Origin of the sequence: Flavobacterium fluvii, from assembly GCF_900129545.1 — a bacterium.
Taxonomy (GTDB): domain Bacteria; phylum Bacteroidota; class Bacteroidia; order Flavobacteriales; family Flavobacteriaceae; genus Flavobacterium; species Flavobacterium fluvii.
On sequence record NZ_FQWB01000001.1, the window covers coordinates 406,109 to 425,640 of the forward strand.

At 35.5% G+C, this 19,532-nt stretch carries 18 protein-coding genes; 8 read left to right on the forward strand and 10 right to left on the reverse strand.

Annotated features, from left to right (window positions below):
• Positions 1–165: 165 nt before the first annotated feature.
• From BUC16_RS01690 to purN, 3 genes are all read right to left on the reverse strand, one after another.
• Positions 166–1,179, reverse strand: coding sequence for a cytochrome-c peroxidase (locus BUC16_RS01690; RefSeq protein WP_073367457.1), 1,014 nt, complete (start codon positions 1,177–1,179; stop codon positions 166–168).
• A 134-nt stretch (positions 1,180–1,313) separates the two neighbouring features.
• On the reverse strand, positions 1,314–1,793 hold the full coding sequence (rnhA, locus tag BUC16_RS01695; RefSeq protein WP_073367458.1) for a ribonuclease HI: 480 nt from the start codon (positions 1,791–1,793) through the stop codon (positions 1,314–1,316).
• 2 nt (positions 1,794–1,795) lie between these two features.
• Positions 1,796–2,365, reverse strand: coding sequence for a phosphoribosylglycinamide formyltransferase (gene purN / locus BUC16_RS01700; RefSeq protein WP_073367460.1), 570 nt, complete (start codon positions 2,363–2,365; stop codon positions 1,796–1,798).
• Between the two features lie 175 nt (positions 2,366–2,540).
• Between purN and BUC16_RS01705 the strand changes: the two genes are divergently transcribed.
• The 6 genes from BUC16_RS01705 to BUC16_RS01730 all read left to right on the forward strand — a co-directional run bounded on the left by BUC16_RS01705 (position 2,541) and on the right by BUC16_RS01730 (position 7,922).
• A complete protein-coding gene (locus tag BUC16_RS01705; RefSeq protein WP_007137004.1) occupies positions 2,541–2,777 on the forward strand; it encodes an acyl carrier protein in 237 nt (78 codons plus the stop codon).
• A gap of 178 nt (positions 2,778–2,955) precedes the next feature.
• Complete coding sequence (gene fabF / locus BUC16_RS01710) at positions 2,956–4,209, forward strand: beta-ketoacyl-ACP synthase II (protein WP_141226055.1); 1,254 nt, start codon at positions 2,956–2,958, stop codon at positions 4,207–4,209.
• Positions 4,210–4,223: 14 nt separating this feature from the next.
• Positions 4,224–4,964 (forward strand): ribonuclease III, encoded by a 741-nt coding sequence (rnc, locus tag BUC16_RS01715; RefSeq protein ID WP_073368634.1) that lies wholly within the window; start codon positions 4,224–4,226, stop codon positions 4,962–4,964.
• Positions 4,965–5,078: 114 nt separating this feature from the next.
• Positions 5,079–5,567 carry an IPExxxVDY family protein gene (locus BUC16_RS01720; RefSeq protein WP_073367461.1) on the forward strand — a complete coding sequence of 163 codons (489 nt, stop codon included), beginning with the start codon at positions 5,079–5,081 and terminating at the stop codon, positions 5,565–5,567.
• Positions 5,568–5,572: 5 nt separating this feature from the next.
• On the forward strand, positions 5,573–7,003 hold the full coding sequence (gene pyk / locus BUC16_RS01725; RefSeq protein WP_073367463.1) for a pyruvate kinase: 1,431 nt from the start codon (positions 5,573–5,575) through the stop codon (positions 7,001–7,003).
• A 145-nt stretch (positions 7,004–7,148) separates the two neighbouring features.
• The gene (locus tag BUC16_RS01730; protein WP_073367465.1) at positions 7,149–7,922 is read left to right on the forward strand and encodes a Bax inhibitor-1/YccA family protein; all 774 of its coding nucleotides are present in this window, start codon (positions 7,149–7,151) and stop codon (positions 7,920–7,922) included.
• Between the two features lie 46 nt (positions 7,923–7,968).
• Here the strand turns inward: BUC16_RS01730 and dinB are convergent, their stop codons facing one another.
• Entirely contained in the window at positions 7,969–9,051 is a 1,083-nt protein-coding gene (dinB, locus tag BUC16_RS01735) for a DNA polymerase IV (RefSeq protein WP_073367466.1), read from the reverse strand.
• A gap of 103 nt (positions 9,052–9,154) precedes the next feature.
• On the opposite strand from dinB, the gene BUC16_RS01740 reads away from it, so the two are divergent.
• A complete protein-coding gene (locus tag BUC16_RS01740; protein WP_073367468.1) occupies positions 9,155–10,561 on the forward strand; it encodes a T9SS type A sorting domain-containing protein in 1,407 nt (468 codons plus the stop codon).
• 34 nt (positions 10,562–10,595) lie between these two features.
• Positions 10,596–11,063, forward strand: a complete 468-nt coding sequence (locus BUC16_RS01745) for a CYTH domain-containing protein (protein ID WP_073367469.1) — start codon at positions 10,596–10,598, stop codon at positions 11,061–11,063.
• Between the two features lies 1 nt (position 11,064).
• Here the strand turns inward: BUC16_RS01745 and BUC16_RS01750 are convergent, their stop codons facing one another.
• The 6 genes from BUC16_RS01750 to BUC16_RS01775 form a co-directional block, all read right to left on the reverse strand.
• Positions 11,065–11,550 carry a septal ring lytic transglycosylase RlpA family protein gene (locus BUC16_RS01750; protein WP_073367471.1) on the reverse strand — a complete coding sequence of 162 codons (486 nt, stop codon included), beginning with the start codon at positions 11,548–11,550 and terminating at the stop codon, positions 11,065–11,067.
• Between the two features lie 157 nt (positions 11,551–11,707).
• Positions 11,708–12,130 (reverse strand): hypothetical protein, encoded by a 423-nt coding sequence (locus BUC16_RS01755; RefSeq protein WP_073368636.1) that lies wholly within the window; start codon positions 12,128–12,130, stop codon positions 11,708–11,710.
• Positions 12,131–12,231: 101 nt separating this feature from the next.
• Positions 12,232–15,060 carry a TonB-dependent receptor gene (locus tag BUC16_RS01760; RefSeq protein WP_073367472.1) on the reverse strand — a complete coding sequence of 943 codons (2,829 nt, stop codon included), beginning with the start codon at positions 15,058–15,060 and terminating at the stop codon, positions 12,232–12,234.
• A gap of 320 nt (positions 15,061–15,380) precedes the next feature.
• Positions 15,381–17,024, reverse strand: coding sequence for a glucose-6-phosphate isomerase (gene pgi / locus BUC16_RS01765; RefSeq protein ID WP_073367474.1), 1,644 nt, complete (start codon positions 17,022–17,024; stop codon positions 15,381–15,383).
• Between the two features lie 99 nt (positions 17,025–17,123).
• The gene (locus BUC16_RS01770) at positions 17,124–18,341 is read right to left on the reverse strand and encodes a peptidoglycan DD-metalloendopeptidase family protein (protein ID WP_073367475.1); all 1,218 of its coding nucleotides are present in this window, start codon (positions 18,339–18,341) and stop codon (positions 17,124–17,126) included.
• Positions 18,342–18,454: 113 nt separating this feature from the next.
• Complete coding sequence (locus BUC16_RS01775) at positions 18,455–19,240, reverse strand: DUF3108 domain-containing protein (RefSeq protein ID WP_073367477.1); 786 nt, start codon at positions 19,238–19,240, stop codon at positions 18,455–18,457.
• Positions 19,241–19,532 lie beyond the last annotated feature (292 nt).

Consider the following 19,532-nt stretch of genomic DNA (forward strand, 5'->3'; position numbering starts at 1 on the left):
TAAGCGGCAAAGATAGTTCATAAGTTTTAGAGTTGCAAAGGATGATGCTCTCAAAGTTTTCATAAAATTATACGCCCATTTTTCACAAAAACACCCAACAAACAAATGTTGGGTGTTTCAGGTATCACAAGAAGTGAAACTCAAAATTGAACTATAAAATAGTAATTATTCTTTGTATTTAGAATCTACATCAGCGGTTAATGTTTTCAAAAAAGCCTCCATATCATTGGCATCGGCATCAGAAATATCTTTCTTGAGCTGTAATTTTCCCATTATTTTTATGGCTTCTTTAAGTGAAGCAACTGAACCATCGTGGAAATAAGGATATGTTTTTTCACTATTTCTTAAACTTGGAGTTTTAAACAAAAATTGGTCTCCCTCTTTTTTGGTCACATTATAAAGTCCCTTGTCTGTTTTTTTACTGTGAGTCAAATTCGCATAATCTCCATACAATCCAAATTTTTGCATCAATTGTCCTCCCACTGCAACCCCGCTGTGACAAGTAATACAAGCATTGTCAATAAAAGCGGACAACCCTTTTTTCTCCTGTTCGCTTAGAGCATCTTCATCGCCATCTAAATAGCTGTCAAATTTACTTTTGGGCAATAATTGGCGTTCAAATGCCTCGATTGCATTATTGAAGTTTGCAATAGTGATAGGTTCTTTGTCATTTGGGAATGCCTTTTTAAAAGCAGCTTGGTATTCTGGATTCGCATTTAATTTTTTTACCAATACTGCTGCGCTTGGAATTCCGTGCTCAACAGGATTTGAATTTGAATTTCCAGTTTCTCCGATGGCTTTGCCCCGACCATCCCAAAATTGCGAAGCGTGTAAAGACGCGTAAATTACTGATGGAGAATTTCTTTCTTCAGGTTGTTTGGAATCTCCAAGTGAAAACACTTTGTTGTCAACTCCAAAAGTTGCCAGGTTGTGGCAAGAATTACAACTGATGTCGCCGTTTTTTGAAAAGGTTTTGTCAAAATACAACTTTTTGCCCAAATCAATTTTATCCAGAGGAATCGCCTCATATTTGACCGTTGAAATGGATTTAAAGAAATTTTCGGCTTTTTTCACAAGTTCTGATTTTTCAGAAACTGGTTTTATGGAGAAATCTTCTTCGGCTCCTTTTTTGCAACCAAACAAAGTCAATCCCAGTATTACAAAAACTAACTTTTTCATTTCTTTATTTTTTTACAACAAAGTTAGTCAGGAACACAACAAAAAGCAACATTAAATACCTGAAATATAAGCAATTATAAAAACAATAGAGCTAAAACAAAAGGTTTTTGAAACACATATAGAACTTTGGATTTCTATAAAAGCTTACCCTCTTCTTTTTCATAAAAAACATCCACGGAAAGTTTACTTTGAGTAGAAGCCATAACCGCCAATTCATCGCAGCGCTCATTTTGGGGATGATTATTATGTCCTTTTATCCATTTGAAATCGACTTTATGCTTTCTGTAAACTATTAAAAACCGTTTCCACAAATCAGAATTTTTCCTGTCTGCAAAACCTTTTTTCTCCCAGCCAAAAACCCATTTTTTCAAAACAGAATCCACTACATATTTAGAATCCGAAATAACCAAAACTTTCATATTCGGATTTTTTAGTTTTTCAAGACCCACAATTACAGCCAACAATTCCATTCTATTGTTAGTTGTAAGGCGAAAACCTTCGTAAAATTCCTTTTTATGCGGCGTACCCACCAATTCCATCACAACACCGTAACCACCGCGACCAGGATTCCCCTTGGCAGCACCATCAGTATATATATGTACGTCGTGTTCCAATTTTAGGATTTAAGTTTTAGGACTTCTTCTACTATTGATGGAAAATATTTTTGTTCCAATTCGTGTATTTTTTCAGCCACAACCTCAGGTGTGTCCGTAATCAACACGGTTACCTTTTTTTGAAAAATAATATTTCCTTCATCATAATTTTCATTTACATAATGAATGGAGATTCCCGTTTCCTTTTCCTTGTTTTCGACAATCGCTTTATGCACATTCATGCCGTACATTCCTTTTCCACCATACTTTGGCAACAAGGCTGGATGCACGTTTATTATTTTATCGGGATACTGTGCTATAATATTTTCGGGGAATTTTAATAAAAATCCGGCAAGAACTATCAAATCGGGCTGAATGGCAATTAATTTTTGTAGTATTTTGTCGCTATTTAATTCTTCTCTGGAAAAAATTTCTGTTGGAACCTGAAAATTTTTAGCTCTTTCAATTACATAAGCCTTTGGATTGTTTGTAAAAACAGAAACGACTGTTCCTATACTGGTACTTTTAAAATGTTTTATAATGTTTTCAGCATTAGTACCCGATCCAGAAGCAAAAATTACTATTTTTTTCATATTTTTAACAGATTTCAATACTGCAAAAAAAAGAATAAAAAGTGATAATAAATAACATTAACGGCTCTTTGTGAAATTTATTTTATAAATTAGCTGTCACATTTATTAACTAAATAGTTGTTTTAAAATAAAGTTTTTTATTTTTGCCAACAATTAAAATTTAAAATTAAAGATTATGTCAGACATTGCATCAAGAGTAAAAGCGATTATCGTAGACAAATTAGGTGTTGACGAAAACGAAGTTGTAACAGAAGCTAGCTTCACTAATGATTTAGGAGCTGACTCATTAGACACTGTAGAGCTTATTATGGAGTTCGAAAAAGAATTTGACATCCAAATTCCAGACGATCAAGCAGAGAATATCGCTACTGTAGGTCAAGCAATTTCTTATATCGAAGAAGCTAAGAAATAATAAAAAAACACCCGTTTATATTTTATTGTAAACGGGTGTTATTATTTTTTAAAATTAAATTCCGGATTGAATTTCAATCAAAAATGATATTTATAATAACACCCATGGCTCTTTTGTGATATCAATACAGCAAGAAAGCATGGGTTTTATTTGTTTAAAAATACTAATTTAATAAATTATGGAATTAAGGCGAGTTGTTGTAACAGGTCTAGGTGCTCTTACTCCTATTGGGAATACTATTCAAGAGTATTGGAACGGTCTTATTAACGGCGTTAGTGGAGCTGCTCCAATAACTTATTACGACCCTTCAAAGTTTAGAACACATTTTGCATGCGAGTTAAAAAACTTCAATGTTGAAGATTTTATAGACAGGAAAGAAGCTCGAAAAATGGACCGTTATGCTCAATATGCACTGGTTGCAGCCGAGGAAGCCGTACAAGATGCCGGTTTTAATTTTGAAAAATTAGACAAAGACAGAGTCGGCGTTATCTGGGGTTCTGGTATTGGCGGATTGGAAACTTTTCAAATAGAAGTTCTTAATTATGCAGCCGGAGACGGTACACCAAAATTCAATCCTTTCTTTATACCAAAAATGATTGCCGATATAGCAGGTGGTCACATTTCGATTAAATACGGTTTTAGAGGCCCTAATTTCACGACCGTTTCGGCTTGTGCTTCATCTACAAATGCCATTATTGATGCTTTCAATTATATTCGATTGGGTCATGCTGATGCTATGGTAACAGGAGGTTCAGAAGCTGCAGTAACGATTGCGGGGATGGGTGGATTCAATGCCATGCACGCTCTTTCGACAAGAAATGACGATCCAAAAACCGCTTCCAGACCTATGGACAAAGACCGTGACGGTTTTGTTTTAGGCGAAGGTGCAGGTGCTTTAATCCTTGAAGAATACGAACATGCCGTAGCCCGTGGAGCAACTATTTATTGCGAAATTGGTGGCGGTGGAATGTCGGCAGATGCTTATCATATTACGGCTCCACATCCAGAAGGACTGGGTGCAAAAAACGTGATGCTAAACTGTTTGAGAGATGCCGGATTAAAACCTACCGATGTTGATGGCGTGAATATGCACGGAACTTCGACACCGCTTGGCGACTTGGCAGAATCTAAAGCCATTGAAACTGTTTTTGGAGAACATGCTTACACCATGAATTTGAATTCCACAAAATCAATGACGGGACACTTGCTAGGTGCAGCCGGCGCAATAGAAACCATCTCTTCCATCCTTTCGATAAAACACGGAATTATTCCTCCAACAATCAATCATTTTACCGATGATGAAAGCATTAATTCTAAATTAAACTTTACTTTTAATGTTGCCCAAAAAAGAGACGTGAATGTCTTGATGAGTAATACTTTTGGTTTTGGCGGACATAATGCTTGTGTATTGGTAAAAAAACTAGATTATTAATTATATCAATGCAAATGCGTATAATTAAAAAAATATTTTCAAAATCCCGTTCTCTTGAAGACGGGATTTTTTTTGATGCTATACGTAAGGTTTTGGGGTTTGACCCAAAAATGCTCGATTACTACAAAAAAGCATTTACCCACCGCTCCTCGAATAAGCTGGATGAACAAGGAAACGCAATTAATTATGAACGCCTAGAATTTCTGGGTGATGCCATGTTAAGTTCTGTAATTGCGGCGCATTTATTCAACAAAGCTCCTGCTGGAGACGAAGGTTATCTTACAAAAATGAGGTCGAAAATTGTTAGCAGGGAACATCTGAACGAATTGGGAAAAGATTTGAATCTCATTCGATTCATAGAGAGCAAAGTTCCCGTACAACATTTTGGAGAGAACATTCACGGCAATATTTTTGAATCTTTGGTTGGTGCCATCTATCTGGATAGAGGCTATAATTATTGCGAAAAATTCATCCAGAAAAGAGTCGTGATTCCTTATGTGGACATTGCCCGATTGGAAGGAAAAGTGATCAGTTACAAAAGTCTGCTCATAGAATGGTGTCAAAAAGAAAAAAAACAATTTCACTATGACATATTTGAGGATAACGGAATAGATGGACAACGATTATTTGGGGTAAAACTGAGTATCGACGACAAAGTAATTGCAAAAGCAAGAGCAACTTCTAAAAAGAAAGCCGAAGAAAAAGCATCGCAACGTGCTTATTTTGCATTTCAAAAAAAAATTGACAATAAATGATTACAACAAGATGTTAGCTACATCGTTTTCGAATATAAAATAACAAAATCATCCGTTTTGATAGGTAAATGCTTGCGATAGAAATACTATCTTTACATCTTATTTTTTCATGAAATGGCTATTCATAAATTGGATCTTGGCGAGTTTGACGAAATAGATTATCATCTTATTGCTATTCATACTTCGTTGGAAGATTATCGGCTGGCTTATTTCATCAATCAAAAGCTTCCAATAAATTTGGGCAAAAACAAGAATGAAATTCAAATCAACATAAAAGAAGGAGAGACAAAATTCTCGCGATTTTATTATTACGATGTCGAAAAAGAGATTTTCTGGAATTTAATTCAAAACAAAAACGAAGTCATACAACAAAAAAATAACAGTGGAGGAAATCTATTTTCGAATATAAACATGGAAGTTTCAACAAAAGTCTATTTGCTTCCCGAATTCAAAAAAGTAGATTATTTTTTAAAAATTGAAAATATGGACAAGGCCACGGATTTGTTAAAAATACAATCCATATTAAATACAATAGAAAGCATATCAACGGCATATTCCGTTGAAACAAATAAAATAAAATCAAAAAATAATTTAATTTTTTAATACAAATGATTACAAACAAAAAGACTAAAATTGTAGCCACACTAGGACCTGCATGTAGTACAAGAGAAATCATAAAAGACATGGTTGACGCAGGTGTAAATGTGTTCAGAATAAATTTTTCACATGCGGATTATGAAGATGTTAAACAAAAAATCAATATAATTAGAGGTCTTAACGAAGAATTTGGACACACTACCGCAATTCTTGCAGACTTGCAAGGTCCTAAACTTCGTGTAGGTGTCATGGAAGATGGTGTCGTGGTAAATGACGGTGATTTAATCACGTTTACAACTGCCGAAGACATACTTGGTACTGCCAAAAAAGTTTTTATGAAGTACAAAAATTTTCCAAACGATGTGAATCCTGGGGAAAAAATCTTGCTTGATGACGGTAAATTGATTTTCGAAATTGTTGAAACAGACAAAAAAACCGAAGTTGTGGCGAGAGTCCTTCAAGGAGGTGAATTGAAATCCAAAAAAGGGGTAAATCTTCCTAACACAAAAATTTCATTGCCTGCATTGACTGAAAAAGACATTGCCGATGCCATATTTGCAATAAGTCAAAATGTAGATTGGATTGCACTTTCATTCGTAAAAACTCCAGAAGATTTACAAGACCTGCAAGAATTAATCGCAAAACATTCAGATTATAAAATTCCAATCGTTGCCAAAATAGAAATGCCGGAAGCATTGGTAAATATCGACAAGATTATTGCTTATTGCGACGCCTTGATGGTAGCACGTGGTGATTTGGGAGTAGAACTTCCTGCACATGAAGTACCTCTTGTTCAAAAAGAATTAATTAGAAGAGCAAAAACAGCAAGAATTCCTGTTATTGTGGCCACCCAAATGATGGAAACCATGATCACCAGCTTGACTCCTACACGTGCTGAAGTAAACGACGTTGCCAACTCGGTTATGGACGGTGCCGATGCTGTAATGCTTTCTGGAGAAACTGCTACAGGTAATTATCCTGTTCAAGTAATTCAACAAATGTCACAAATTCTTAAAGCTGTTGAAGATTCTCCGTTAATTCAAGTTCCTCAAAACACGCCTCAAATCAAAACAAACCGTTTTATCACCAAAATTGTTTGTCACCACGCAACAGTTATGGCCAACTCAATCAAAGCCAAAGCAATTTGTACTTTGACAAACAGTGGTTATACTGCTTTTCAAATTTCGGCTTGGAGACCACAATCCCATATTTTGGTTTTTACTTCCAATAAACGAATCTTGACTCGTCTTAATTTGTTATGGGGAGTAAAATCATTTTATTATGACAGTTCCGTAAGTACGGATGACACTGTTGCTGATGTAAATGAAATTGCAAGAAAAAAAGGGTATGTAACCAAGGGTGATTTCTTGGTAAACCTTTCTGCAATGCCTCTTACCGACAAGGGTATGGTAAACACCTTGAGAGTTTCAGAAATAGAATAGTGTAAGCTGTCAAATCAATAACAAATCCGTGTCAATAAAATGGCACGGATTTTTTTGTTTAGGCACCTAATGAAAAAAATTAAGAATAATTAAACATTCTTCTACAGAAAATATTCTACTTTTGAAAAAACTAACATTTTATACTATGGCTTTCGAATCGAAAAACCCGTTTTTAACCAATAAATCTTTTACGGCCACATCGGCTTCATCTGACAACAAAGTGCATCAAGCCACTCTTATTGATTACAATCAAGAGATGACTTTGTCTGGAACAATCAACAAAACTTTAATCTTGTTTCTATTGCTTACGGCATCGGCCATCGTGGTTTGGTGGATGGCTTTTAATGGAATGAATCCGTTGTTGCCTGCTATTGGAGGCGCAATTGTGGGATTAATTTTAGTAGTGATTGCCGCTTTTAAACCTCAATATTCACCCGTTTTGGCTCCAGGTTACGCCTTGTTCGAAGGCTTGTTCATAGGAGGCGTATCAGCAATTTTTGAGGCAAAATATCCAGGAATCGTGATTCAGGCTGTCGGCGCCACATTTGTGACATTTGCTGTCTGTCTTGGACTGTATAAGTTTAAAATTGTACAAGTAACCGAGCAGTTCAAATCGGTTGTTGTTGCGGCAACGCTTGCCATTGCCACCTATTACTTAATTTCCTGGTTAGTTTCCATATTTACCAGCTATACTCCTGCACATTATGGCAATTCTATGATGAGTATCGGCATCAGTGTTTTCGTGATTGTAATTGCTGCATTAAACTTATTCTTGGATTTTGATAGAATTGAAAAAGGAGTACAAGAAAAAATGCCTAAATTCATGGAATGGTTTGGCGCCATGGGATTGATGATAACCTTGGTTTGGTTGTACATCGAGTTTTTAAGATTGCTTTCCAAACTTTCGAGCAGGGATTAAATAAAAAACATATTCTAAAACCACGCCCGAAAGCGTGGTTTTTTCGTTAAAAAGCAAATTTCAACTGCACCACAACCGTCTTTTTTTCTTCGGTGTTGAGATTGCTCAGGGAAATTCCCAACAATCGAACAGAATCTTTCATTCGCTCTTGAAACAAGAGTTCTTTGACCGTTTCCATGATCAATCCCTTGTCGGAAATAAAGTAAGGCATCGTTTTACTGCGGGTTTGCTGCGTAAAATCGCTGTATTTTATTTTCAAGGTTACCGTTTTTCCAGCAATGCCGTGTTTTTTTAGTCTTTTTTCCAATGAATTGGCAATCTTTTCCAACTGTTCCATCATAAAAATCTCGGAAGAAAGGTTGACGTCAAAAGTATGTTCCGCTGCCACAGATTTGGTTATTCTATCTGATTTTACTTCGCTGTTGTGAATGCCTCGCACCACATTATAATAGAAATTTCCTGATTTCCCGAAATGCTTTTCGAGAAATTCCAAGGACTTGCTTTTCAATTCCAATCCCGTAAAAATGCCTAATTGGTACATTTTTTCGGTAGTAACCTTCCCCACTCCATAAAATTTTCGAATGGGCAAGACTTCCAAAAAAGGAATGACTTCATCCGGATTGACCGTTTTTTGACCATTGGGTTTGTTGTAATCACTGGCAATTTTGGCCACAAATTTATTGATTGAAATCCCTGCCGAAGCAGTCAAACCAACTTCATTGAGAATCCGAAGTCTTATTTCTTGAGCCAATAATGTGGCACTCGGATTTCCTTTTTTGTTTACCGTGACATCAAGATAGGCTTCATCCAACGACAATGGCTCGACCAAATCAGTGTATTCGTGGAATATGGTTCTTATTTTGTTGGATATTTCTTTGTAACGGTCAAATCGGGGTCTAACAAAAATTAAATCGGGACAATGCTTCTTTGCCAAAACCCCACTGATGGCACTTCGAACTCCAAATTTTCTGGCTTCATAACTTGCCGCTGCCACCACGCCACGATTTTCTGCACCGCCAACGGCAATGGGTTTTCCTCGCAAAACCGGATTGTCCATTTGCTCCACCGAAGCAAAAAAAGCATCCATGTCAATGTGTATGATTTTTCTATTGGGATTCATTTCTGGCATACAGCAAATTTATGCAAATTATTACACGTATATTAGCTTAAATATCTTACATTTAACCTAAATTATAGGCAACAAATTAATTCATTTGATTAACAAAGAAACCATGAATAAAATAGTTTACATCCTACTGCTTTTGCCAATCCTTCTATGGAGTCAGACCAATAACACAAACAATACCGTTATCAAACATTTTTATAAAGACAAAGTGGTATCAGTGGAAGTTTGGCGAGGAACAGACAAAATAATAGACAGTCTCAAAACCTATTATTCTAACGGAAAGCTAAACGAGATTTTTTATTATGATGACAAAGGACATAAAAACTCCAATTGTTTTCAATACAACGGACAAGGAGAAAAATTGGTTACTTGGAATTTTTCTCACGGAAAATTGTTGAGCAGAATAGACCATAAATTGCCTTTTAACAATAAAGAAACCATAGAAGTAGCAAAAAAACATCTTCAATTACTTACTGAATTAAACACAAAAACCAACTACAACCCCATAAAAATAGATGATTTATTCAAAAGAGGCAATTTAAGGGCTCGTCTTGGAAATAAAACATTGGCTCTTGACGATTTAAAAAAGGTGGAATGGATAATAAATAAAAACGCCAAAGATACAACCAAAGTAATTTCGGAATCCGCAAAGGCAAACAGGGAAAAATTCAAAAGCAGTCTTTACGACATGATTGCTAACATATATGGAAGTCTTGAAATGGAAAATTGCACTTTTCATTACTATTATAAAGCGATGGCCGCAGCGCCAAAAGACAATCGTATTTTATACAATTTTGCCAATTATTTACAACAAAAAAAATCCAATGATTTGGCTCTCCATTATTTAGAAAAAATTATTGCAGAACAACCTGAACACGGCCATGCAAGGTGGGCGATTGCAAAATTATACAGCGATATGGGAGAATATGAAAAAGCCATGGAGAATATTAACGCCGCTTTCCTCAAAGAAAAAACAATCATAGAACGCTCATCCGATTATGGAGGCAGGGATTTAAAAACTACTCGAGGTTTATTGTACCATAAACTGGGCGAATCCGAAAAAGGAATTAAAGATTTGAAAGAAGCATTGGAAATGGACAAAAACAATTCGTATGCCATGAAAAATCTGGGCATTATTTACCTCGACCAAAAAAAATACAATGAAGCCTGTGCCTTGTTCGAAAAAGCGAAAAAACTCGATTACACCTTGGTTTTTGACGAGAATGATCTTGATGCTTTATTGAAAAACGCCTGCAACAATGTGCAAACCGAAATCGCCATTGAGAAATCTAAACCATTTGTTTTCCCTAATCCTGCCACAACGGTGATTACCATTAAAAACTATGATTTCAAAAATTTTGGTTACGAGTTTTTTGATTTTGAATCCACTTCCGTTTTGCGCGGAAACAGTTCCGATGGCACTATTGACCTGTCGAGACTAAACGCCGGTTTTTACATCCTTAAAGTTTTCAATACCGATTCTCCACAAACCTTTAAAATTATCAAGGAATAATAAATTTTTCCCAAAGACTAGAATTTTACCAATTATGCTAGAAATAGAAAGAAAATTTCTCGTGACTTCGGAAGCTTTCAAAAAAGAAGCTTTTGTCCAAAATCGAATTGCACAAGGTTATTTGAGCTCAATTCCTGAACGAACAGTTAGGGTTCGCATAAAAGAAAACAAAGGATTCCTGACCATAAAAGGAGCCTCAAACGAATCGGGCTTGTCGCGTTTTGAATGGGAAAAAGAAATTCCTGTTGATGAAGCCAAAGAATTATTGAAATTATGCGAAAAAGGTGTTATCGACAAAACCCGTTTTGAAGTAAAAACGGGAAACCACGTCTTTGAAATTGACGAGTTCCATGGAGAAAATGAAGGTTTGACTATGGCCGAAATTGAACTGGGATCAGAAACTGAAATCTTCGAAAAACCAAGTTGGCTTGGCGAAGAAGTTACCAATGACAATCGGTATTATAATTCTTATTTAAGCAAAAATCCTTACGGGAATTGGTAAGCTATTTTTGAAGTATTTCCATGGTTACCAACACATTCCCAGAAGATATATTGTTGGCAATTTGCATATAAGCACGTCTTGAAAGATCGATTTCCCTTGATCTCACAAATGGTCCTCTATCGGTAATTTCCACAATTATCGATTTACCATTTTTTTCATTGGTGATTTTCACTTTGGTTCCAAAGGGTAATTTCTTGTGGGCAGCGGTAAATGAATTTTTGTCATATTTTTTTCCGCTGGCTGTTCTTCTTCCGTGAAATTTATCGGCATAATAGGATGCGTGGGCATCTTTTTTATAGAACTTGAATTTACCTGTTTCAAGCAGCAAACTATCGGAAACAGCTTCTTGTTCTTCAACAATTGATTTGTTTTTTTTGACCGTGTCTTTTTGTACCGCTATTTTTTGTTTTTCGGAAATCAAGGTTTGGCTGCTAGCTAACGCAACAAAGACAATCGAAAGAAAAATAAATATTGATTTTTTACTCATAATTTTAAATTTGCTTTTTTTGTATTCGTGACCCTAGTCTAGAAGGCGAACTGATGAAATAATCTTCGATTTCATTTTTGACTTTTAGATGAATTCCAGACTTGCAAAAAACCATACCTAGGTAAAAAAAGTCCTTTTCAGGACTTTTTTTAACTTTTTAAAACCATAAATTCCACGGAATTCTACTCAAAATAAGCACTAATCCCAATCCATAAAAAATGGATAATGTTTTGAATTTTGATTCACTTGTCGTTAATTTTTTATGTTTTGACCAACCAATGGTTATCAAGACAATACCAATGATGTTAATAAGCGGATGTTCCAATGAAGTCAATCTCAATGCTGCATCTTTCATTTGTCCTAATTGAGAAAATCCCAATGGTGAAATAAAATAAACAATAAATCCAATCAATAATTGAGTGTGTATTGCAGCCAAGGCAAATAGCCCAATTTTCCTGTCTTTTTCAGTAAATTCTTTTTTAGATGACAACCCAAGGAATGAATTCACAACAGCTATAACCAATACTAATAATGCCAAATAAGCCCAACCAGAATGCAATTTTTGAATGATTTCGTACATAAAATAATTTTTTGTTTTAACAAATATAAATAAAAAAGCTGAAAAAAAAACGGCATCACCTTTAGAAGTGATGCCGTTTTTGATATTATTTGAATTTCTATTTAGAAATCGTAACGTAAAGTAAAGTTCCAAGTTCTTCCAAAACCGAAGTAAACTTGGTTCGCATCGGCTACACCATTATAAGTTCTTCCTGGAGTAGATTCATAAGTAGGTCCAGATGTACCGGAAAGGAAATCATTAGCAAAGATGTTTGTTCTAGACTCTGCAATATAGGTTTCGTCCAAAACGTTGTTCACGTTCAATCTGAAGTTCACTGATTTATCCTTGTTCTTGCCTACAATCATCTTGTAAGAGAATCCAGCATCAAGCAATCCATAGGAAGGCAATTCCAACGATCCTTTATTTGTAGGCGATGAAAAATTAATTGGATTAATTCCAGCGTATAAATTATTGCTGAAATTATAATTTGCATCTAAAGTTACTCTTGTCAAAACTTCGTAAGAAGCTCCCAAAGATGCGGTCATTTGAGCAGCATCTCCTACTTTAACCTTATCCAAATACATAGTAGTAGCAGTATATCCAGGAACTGGCGTGTTATCAGCAATCCAATAAGCATTACTAAGGGCATTTCCTTTGTACTCCCAAATTCCATAAGAAAACATGGCATTTATTCTTATTTTTTCGGTTAATGGAGAATTCACTTCAAATTCAATTCCAGAGTGCACCTCATTAAGACCCACTAATTCTGTATAAGTAGTACCTGCAGGAACTGTAGGAGAGGTTGGAAGTGCATTTCCTCTTAAATACCTGTCATCCCAATTGGTATTGTAAATATTCACGTTAGCATTGAATTTTGCTGAACGGAATCCATAACCCGCTTCAAGACCCAATATTTTCTCATTGGTAAGATTAGGGTTTACAGTTGATCTATTATTAGGATAAACCGAATTAAAGAATGGTTGTTTTGAATAATATCCAGCATTTGCGTAAACATTATGATTTTCGTTGATGTTATAGTTTGCACCCCCTTTTACGTTACCTCCAAGTATGTTTTCATAATCAGTAGAAGCCAAAGAAGGTTGAGTTACTGTATTGTACACAAAATCATCTTCTCTTTTAAATCCTTGTTGAGAAACCGCTCCTTGAACAAAAGCCGTTAAATTATCTTTGGAATATTCCAATTGTGTAAAAGCTCCATACCATCTTACATTACCAGTACTGTTAAAAGCGATTTTTTCATAGTCTTTGTTTTGAAAAACATTCCATTGAACATCTGTATCATAAGTTGTGGTAAGATGTCTGTTTGGATAATTCACGTTGGTATTGTCAAAATACTCGTCCCCACCCAATAAATCATTCAAAACTGTATAATGGTATCCTTTGTAAGTTCTGGCGTCAAGACCAAAATCCAAAGTCAAGGTTTGGCTCAATTTTTTATTCAAATTAATTACACCACCAAACCAGTCATGTGAATTGATGGATGAAGTTTGCGAAATCCCTGCAGTATTGATATTTGTAGACGGATTATAAGCTGCATTTGATCCACTGAAGTAAGCACTATTTTGATACAATCCTCCAATTTTAGCTCTCGTTTTAAGACCCGCTAAACCATTAATGGCAACTGGAACACCCGAGTTATAGGCTTTAATTTTATCATAATCTACCAATCCGTTAGCAGTTCTAAACGCAATTACGTCACTATATGCCTTCCCTTGAATTCCTCCTGTTGCACCGGCACCGGCGCCACGACCCATTGAAGCATAAACCACCGTAGAAAGTTTAGTCGTTTCGTTGATTGCGTAATCCCAGTTGATGGATGCAATAGGCTTGTGGTAATAATTTTTTCTAATGTTGTATTTCTCTCCATTCAAATATCCTGCATCCGCATTGTATCTGATATTTGGATCTTCCTTAGAACCGTATTGCTGGTAAATTGCAATTGTAGAAACAGTAGATCTTTGGCTGTGCCATTGTGGCGCACCTGTTACAGTCAATTGAAAATCATGTTTATTGTCTTTCGTGGAATATCCTAAAGCCACATAATAGTTTGCGCCTTGAAAATCAGTACCTGTTATGTATCCATCTCCTTGAGTCTGGGACAACAAAATAGAAGCCGAAAATCCATTATTTAATTTCCCGCTATTATAAGATGCTTGTGTTTTTAAATAATTCGCATTACCAAAACCAGAAGAAATCGATCCTCCTTCTTTTTTATCAGAAGATCTAGTGATAACATTTATTGTTCCCCCAACAGATGAAACTGCCAGTTTGGAAGAACCTAATCCTCTTTGTACCTGCATTGCCGATGTAACGTCAGACAATCCAGCCCAGTTACTCCAAAAAACACGACTGTTTTCCATATCGTTAATAGGCATACCGTTAACCATCACCGCAATGTTTTCTTGAGCAAAACCTCGGATCGTAATTCTAGAATCCCCAAAACCACCACCACTTTTTGTTGCATATACAGAAGGCGTGTTTTTCAAAATTTCGGGAAATTCTTGGGTCCCTAATTTTTCTTGAATTTCAGCTGATTTGATAGTAGAAACTGCAACAGGTGTTTTTCTGTCCTTTGCAACGTCAACAACAGATGACTTAACAACAACTTCGCTTAATTCACTTGAATTATTAGTCAAAACGATTGTCCCCAAATCCGTGGTTCCTCCATTTGAAACCGTAAATTTAACTGTCGTGGCATCGTAACCAATAAAAGAAATTACCAATTCTCCGGAAGTAGCCGTAGTGTTAATAGAAAATTTACCGTCAAAATCTGCCGAAACTCCAATTTTAGACCCTTTGATGGAAACATTTGCTCCAGGCAAAGAGTTCTGTCCATCAGTTACTGTACCCGTAATTTTTCCTTGTGAAAATACTGTCGTGACCATCATAAACAGTAATCCAGAAAGCAACCAATTTTTCATTGTTCTCATTTTGTGTTGTTTAGTAGTTTTTGGCAAAATTCTAACATTTAATCGATAAAACCGTTAAGGAAATGTTAATAAAGTTGATTTAGATAACGAATTGTTAACAAATATAACTTTTTGATTAGAATTTGTTAAAAACAAACAACATCAACATATTGTTAATCAGATAGATATGTATTTTTGTAAAAAAATCAATGGTTAATAAATAATTAGCCAAGAAAAATTCTTAAAAAAATTAACATGTAATAAAAAAAGCCTTGATTTAATAAAAATCAAGGCTTCCAGTTTATTTATGATATCCGTTTCAGGAAAAACGGAAACTAATTTTATTTATTCTTCAAAAAATGATTCAACAAAAACTCTGTTGAACTGTCATGGGCATTGACTTTTTTCGAATGGATTTCATCAAGAATTGAATTGGCTAATTGTTTGCCCAATTCAACGCCCCATTGGTCATAACTGAAAATATTCCAGATAATTCCCTGGACAAAAATCTTGTGCTCGTACAACGCCACCAACGAACCTAGAGATTTAGGCGTCAATTTTTCTATAAGAATCGTGTTCGTAGGTTTGTTTCCACTGAATACTTTGAAAGGCAAAAGAAATTTTGCTTTTTCTGCTGACAGCCCTTGTTTGTCGAATTCCGCTTGTACTTGCTCTTTTGTTTTACCATTCATCAAAGCTTCGGTTTGGGCAAAAAAGTTGGACATCAATTTATTATGATGATCTTCGTTTCCATACAATGGCTTTACGAATCCAATAAAATCGGTTGGAATCAATTTGGTACCTTGATGAATCAATTGAAAGAAGGCGTGTTGCGAATTGGTTCCCGGCTCTCCCCAAATAATGGTTCCTGTTTGATAATCGACAGGTTTTCCGTCACGTCCAACACTTTTTCCATTGCTTTCCATTGTTCCTTGTTGCAAGTAAGGAGCCAATTTTTGCAAATATTGGGTATATGGAATCAAGGCTTCGCTTTCGGCACCAAAAAAATTATTGTACCAAACGCTCAACAAAGCCAAAACCACCGGAACATTTTTATCGAAATCTGCTGTCTTGAAATGCTCGTCCATTTCATTGGCACCAGCCAATAATTTATTGTAATTATCAAAACCGACAGCTAAACTTATGGAAAGACCAACAGCGCTCCAAAGAGAAAAACGTCCACCAACCCAATCCCACATTGGGAATACGTTGTCAGGATTTATTCCAAATTCGGTTACTTTTTGAAGATTGGTGGAAACTGCCACAAAATGCTTGGCCACGTCTTCTTGCGAAGCTGATTTCAAAAACCATTCTTTAATGGTTTCGGAATTGGTCAAGGTTTCCTGTGTAGTAAATGTTTTGGAAACAATGACAAAAAGGGTGGTTTCTGGATTTAACTTTTTAATGACTTCATTTACATGATCCCCATCCACATTCGAAACAAAATGAACATTCAAGTGATTTTTGTAATACTGTAAAGCTTCAACTGCCATTACTGGACCAAGGTCTGAACCCCCAATTCCAATATTGACAATATCCGTAAAAGGTTTGCCGGTATATCCTTTTCTGGCTCCGCTTACCACTTCGTTGGTGAAGTTTTTTATTTTATTTTTTACTTCAAAAACCTCCGGAATAACATTTTCTCCATCAACTTTTATGACTGCTGTTTCTTTTGCTCGTAAAGCGGTGTGCAAAACGGCACGGTTTTCAGTTTGATTGATGATGTCTCCATCAAAATATTGGGTAATCGAAGTTTTTAGTCCTGTTTCATTCGCCAATTCAAGCAACAAACTCATTGTGTCTTGATTGATGATGTTTTTAGAATAATCAACCAAAAAATCATTCCATTGCAAATGAAATTGGGATGTTCTTGTTTTGTCGGCATTAAACATTTCCTTCATTGAAGCATTGTTCATTTCCTGAAAATGTTTCTGAAGTTTTTGCCAAGCTGACGTTGTGGTGGGATTTGTATTTTGTAATGCCATTGCTGTTTTTATTTATGATAGTGTAAATTTACACTTTTAGTTTGTAAAATAATCTGCGCCATATTCTATTGAAGACATAAAAAATGTTTTTTTTAGAATTTATAGATTGGCAACACTGTCCAACTCCCATTTTAAAGGTTTCATTTGCAACATAAATCTAGGCAGATTTTTGCTATCCATAGGTTGGGAATTGGGTAATTTTAATCGTAATGCATCGACTTGCACTCCATTTTTCCAAAATCGATAACACACATGGGGTCCGGTTGCCAAACCAGTGCTTCCCACTTTGCCGATTATGGCTCCTTGGGTAACTCTTTGTCCTCGACGCACCAATATTTTTGACATGTGCAAATATTGGGTCGAATAGGTTTTGTCGTGTTTTACTTTTACAAAATTTCCGTTTCCTGCAGTGTATCCAGTTTGCTCCACGACTCCGGCTGCTGTAGTCATGATTGGCGTTCCTGTGGGTGCTGCATAATCTGTTCCTTTGTGGGCTTTCCAAATCATTTGCACCGGGTGAAACCTGTTTTTAGCGAAACGCGAAGTGATGTTTACAAACTTCAAGGGTGCTTTCAAGAAAAAGTTCTTGAGTGCCTTTCCGTTTTCATCATAATAATCCAATTTCCCGGAAACTTCGTTTTGGGCAAAAGGGAAAGCATAAATTAATTTTCCTTTATACTCAAAAAAAGCAGCTTTCAAACTGTCGACACCGTCATAAATGGTATCGTCGATATATCTTTCGGTAAACGTGATTCCGAATTTGTCTCCTTTTTTCAACTTGAAAAAATCGATGGACCAAGCATACACTTTTGTCAATTTATTGGCCAAAGACGCATCAACTCCATTCTTGTTCAGCGCCTCGGACAAGGAACCATCCATGACTCCAGCAATTGTTCGTTGTTTGACACGAATGGGTCTAATTATTTTGGAAACGGAAACTTCACCCCTGAAATCAATTACATAATAACTGCCTCTATCTGGCTGATAAACCAAAATCTGCAGTTTCTTGTATCGATCTTTGGAACGCAATAAAGTAAATGCTTTTCCGATTCTAATGGTTCTAACGTCAAAAGTGTCTTTGACTTTCTCTATGATGTCATAAACTTGCTGGTCGCCAATATTTTGATCTTCGATTATGCTGCCAAAAGTGTCTCCTCGTTCTATCGTGTCGTTGAGAACATTAAAATCGTTAAAATTAAAACCAAACTGTTCTAATCTAGGTTGGGGATTTTGATCTGGAATTACATCCAATGTTTCCGTTTTATTACACGAAAAAACTGAAAACAAAACCAGAAAAAGTAGAGATACTTGTTTCAAAATGTATGTGTTATGCAATTAAATATAATTTTAAATGTTCGCTTTCAATGCTCAACCCTCATTCAAAAATAAACTATTCCTTTTTAATCTTTTATCAAAAATTAAAATTCGAATTACAACCTTCGTTTATTGGACAAAATTCTAAACGGATATTTCAATCCCCGGAACTCTTCCAAATCAGCTTTTATTGACCCAACAACAAGGCTGGCTTTAATTCGCACAGGCAATTTGTTGTCATCGCTTGTTATCCAAATAGTTAGACTTTCTTCTTCCTTGAAAACTCTTCCAGACTGTACCAATGGTCGAAAAACCATCGTTGATACAACTCCAAATTTAGTGGTAATATCCTCACGTCCTATATATTTTAACCTAAATTTTGTAGTTTCATTGTCAAAAAACATATTAATGGCAACCGAATCTCCTGGATTTATTTTGTCGATATTTGGGTAATTTCGCAAATAATAAAAGGCTGACAATATGTCTTGGGTATTTTTGGGAATGGTAAACGTTTTTTCGGTTTTACGTTTATGATCTTTTACCTGAACTTTATTTTCTGAAGGGTTGAAAAAACCTTCCTGGTTTTTAGTATAACCCCCTTCGTCAATTTTTCTAACATATTTATAAGGATTCCCGGATTCCTTGTCGATGTAGCTTTCGTACAAGTCTTCCACCTTAAAAAAAAACTTGGACATTCCGGTGGTGTAACCATTCCCGACAACATGAAAAACTTTTTTGTTGTTTATCGTGGCATCCTTAACTTCCAAGGTGGCAAATCCTGCATTCACAAATCCATAATGAATTCGAAATTTAAACCATTCGCCCACATCAAAAGCATCTTCTTTTCGAGAATCAAAACTTACGGTGGTTATAAATATAAATAATAAAATTATTTTTTTCATGTCTTTTTGGACTCTTTACATACCGCAAATGCAAATTTTGTTCCAAATGTATTAAAACAAAAAAACCCAGTCAAATAATGACTGGGTTTTATGCTATTAACTAACCAAAAAACATAAATTATGAAAATTTATATTAATTTCGAGAAGGAAACCACCCCTTCTCTTTACTGGTACAAATATAATTCAGGATTCAAGTATTTTTAGCAAAAAAATAAAGTTTAACAGAACATTTACAAGGTGTTTGTCGCTTGCGGGTTATTTTTTCACATAATATAAAAAAAAGTATGTTTTT

Excerpts from the sequence above, each read along its gene's own strand:
- BUC16_RS01690 (WP_073367457.1), bottom strand. The coding sequence starts at position 1,179 with ATGAAAAAGTTAGTTTTTGTAATACTGGGATTGACTTTGTTTGGTTGC.
- purN (WP_073367460.1), bottom strand. The coding sequence starts at position 2,365 with ATGAAAAAAATAGTAATTTTTGCTTCTGGATCGGGTACTAATGCTGAA.
- BUC16_RS01705 (WP_007137004.1), top strand. The coding sequence starts at position 2,541 with ATGTCAGACATTGCATCAAGAGTAAAAGCGATTATCGTAGACAAATTA.
- fabF (WP_141226055.1), top strand. The coding sequence starts at position 2,956 with ATGGAATTAAGGCGAGTTGTTGTAACAGGTCTAGGTGCTCTTACTCCT.
- rnc (WP_073368634.1), top strand. The coding sequence starts at position 4,224 with ATGCGTATAATTAAAAAAATATTTTCAAAATCCCGTTCTCTTGAAGAC.
- BUC16_RS01720 (WP_073367461.1), top strand. The coding sequence starts at position 5,079 with ATGGCTATTCATAAATTGGATCTTGGCGAGTTTGACGAAATAGATTAT.
- pyk (WP_073367463.1), top strand. The coding sequence starts at position 5,573 with ATGATTACAAACAAAAAGACTAAAATTGTAGCCACACTAGGACCTGCA.
- BUC16_RS01730 (WP_073367465.1), top strand. The coding sequence starts at position 7,149 with ATGGCTTTCGAATCGAAAAACCCGTTTTTAACCAATAAATCTTTTACG.
- dinB (WP_073367466.1), bottom strand. The coding sequence starts at position 9,051 with ATGCCAGAAATGAATCCCAATAGAAAAATCATACACATTGACATGGAT.
- BUC16_RS01740 (WP_073367468.1), top strand. The coding sequence starts at position 9,155 with ATGAATAAAATAGTTTACATCCTACTGCTTTTGCCAATCCTTCTATGG.
- BUC16_RS01745 (WP_073367469.1), top strand. The coding sequence starts at position 10,596 with ATGCTAGAAATAGAAAGAAAATTTCTCGTGACTTCGGAAGCTTTCAAA.
- BUC16_RS01750 (WP_073367471.1), bottom strand. The coding sequence starts at position 11,550 with ATGAGTAAAAAATCAATATTTATTTTTCTTTCGATTGTCTTTGTTGCG.
- BUC16_RS01755 (WP_073368636.1), bottom strand. The coding sequence starts at position 12,130 with ATGTACGAAATCATTCAAAAATTGCATTCTGGTTGGGCTTATTTGGCA.
- BUC16_RS01760 (WP_073367472.1), bottom strand. The coding sequence starts at position 15,060 with ATGAGAACAATGAAAAATTGGTTGCTTTCTGGATTACTGTTTATGATG.
- pgi (WP_073367474.1), bottom strand. The coding sequence starts at position 17,024 with ATGGCATTACAAAATACAAATCCCACCACAACGTCAGCTTGGCAAAAA.
- BUC16_RS01775 (WP_073367477.1), bottom strand. The coding sequence starts at position 19,240 with ATGAAAAAAATAATTTTATTATTTATATTTATAACCACCGTAAGTTTT.